2 protein-coding genes are annotated in these 1,886 nt (G+C 66.1%); one reads left to right on the top strand and one right to left on the bottom strand.

Features of this window, described 5'->3' with window-relative positions; genetic code table 11:
• Positions 1–688, bottom strand: a 688-nt coding sequence (locus FH969_RS14790; RefSeq protein WP_139987956.1) for a recombinase family protein, incomplete at its 3' end; no start/stop codon positions are given.
• Positions 689–1,065: 377 nt separating this feature from the next.
• Here FH969_RS14790 and FH969_RS14785 point away from each other — a divergent pair.
• A complete protein-coding gene (locus FH969_RS14785; RefSeq protein ID WP_139987954.1) occupies positions 1,066–1,794 on the top strand; it encodes a hypothetical protein in 729 nt (242 codons plus the stop codon).
• The last annotated feature ends 92 nt before the right edge of the window (positions 1,795–1,886 follow it).

Here is a 1,886-nt window from a genome sequence, read left to right as displayed (position 1 = left end):
TCAGCTCACGGAGGAGGCCGGTGACGGAGGTTTCGCCGGTCGCGTAGTGTTCGAACGCCCAGGTGATGAGTGGTGCGCGGTCGGGATCGACCTCGACGGTGCGAATCTCCCGGCCGTTGTCGTCGGTGCGGCGGACGTTGAGGTAGCCGATGGGTGCGCGCATGGGCGTGCCACCCTGCGCGACCTTCTGCGTCAACCCCTTCGTGACCTCGGTGGCGAGGTTGCGGCTGTAGAATTCGGCGATGGAGGACATGATCCCGTGGACGAGCATCCCCGACGGGGTCTGGTCGATCGACTCCGTAGCTGAGACGAGGGTGACCCCGGCGGTCAGGAGAGCTTGGTGGATGGCGACGTCGTCGGCGCGGTTGCGGGCGAGGCGGTCGAGCTTATGCACGATACAGAACTGCACCCGCGTCGCCGCGATGAACGCCAACATCTCCTGTAGCCCGTCGCGGTCGGCGGAGCGTGCGGACTCGCCTGCGTCGACGAACTCCCGCACGATCCGCGCGCTGAGTTCGTCGGCCTTGCGGTGATTCGCCTCCCGCTGCGCCGGGATCGAGAACCCTTCCTCGGTGCCGCCGCGCTCGGCCTGTTCGCGCGTGGAGACCCGCAGATACGAGACGGCCAGCAGAACAGGCGCGTCGCCGACGTGATCGGAAGTCTTGGTGTCGAGTGTCTCGGTGCTCACGGTGGGCTCCTTGCCGGGTACTTCTTGGTGACGATTCTCTCGCGCCCCGCTGACAAGACGAAGGGCTCAGCGGGGTGCAGGCGGGAGGTGGTCAGGCGGTGGGAGCCCGGGGTCGGGATCGCCGTTCAGCCAGGCGCGGTGCCGAGCCTCTGCGATGCCGAGCACCCACTCGATCAACTTGCCGAGGTCAGGCTCCTCACGCCGCGTCGCCCGCAGCCGCAGATTCCGATCGTCACCTCGCATGACAGACAGGTGCACTGGCCTTCGCACGATGCACACTCTCGCCTGTCCGCCCGACTCCACTTTGAGTCCACACGCGTCTTGCAGACGAGGAATCCGCCGCTTTCGTCGGTGATGAAACGGACGTAACGTAGAACATGGCCACCAAACGCTACGACCCATCCGAGACGGGATTCGATGAGCGGTACGCGCGGTGGGTCGCTGCACTCGAATCGGGCGACGATGCGGAGTTGGTCGACGCCACCGCGGCACTTCCAACCCTCAATAAGCGCGTGCTGGCAAAGCTTGCCGCCGTGGATCGGGACGAGCCCGACCCGGAGACGCGGGCGGCACAGAAACGCCTCATTGTGCTCGTGAGTGAGGTCAAAGCCAACCAGGCCGCGCGCCTCCGTGAACGGAAGCAGGCAGAGCAGCGCCGTCGTGACCGAACCGTCCTGGTCGAGCGCCGAGTCGAGCTGCCAACCACCTGCGCGCGTTGCGGCACCAAGCTCACAGAAGTCCAGCGCACAGGCAGACCGCGACTGTACTGCTCACCCGCCTGTCGTAAGGCTGCCTACGAGGACCGCCGCGCCCACCGCGATGCCGCGGTCAAGGTGCAGGTCGTGGAGAAGGTCGTCACCGAGGTGCGAGAGCACCGCATCGACGTGCCACACCCGCGTAGCGACTGCGTCAAGACGGTACTGGCGGACGACGATGCCATGCTCGCGGTGATCTGGGCGCTGACGGCTCTTGTGCGAGACCGCAGCCGCCGAGCGTACGACCCGCACCAGACAAGGTTCAAGAGCCTCTCTCGTCACGCCGCCGCACTTCACGATGCGCTCCGCGAACGAGGGCGGACCCACCACGCTTCGGGCTCTGCGCCTTGAGTGCACGGCCCTTCCGGCGGTTGCGGATCCCGATCAGTAGCCCAGTTCGGTTGTCGTTTTGGTTGCATCACGGGTAGTATAGCTTGTGTGAG

It is taken from the genome of Miniimonas arenae (genome assembly GCF_006351005.1).
Taxonomy (GTDB): domain Bacteria; phylum Actinomycetota; class Actinomycetes; order Actinomycetales; family Beutenbergiaceae; genus Miniimonas; species Miniimonas arenae.
The sequence above is the reverse complement of the archived record's forward strand: the minus strand, read 5'-3'. Positions and strand labels throughout refer to the sequence as shown.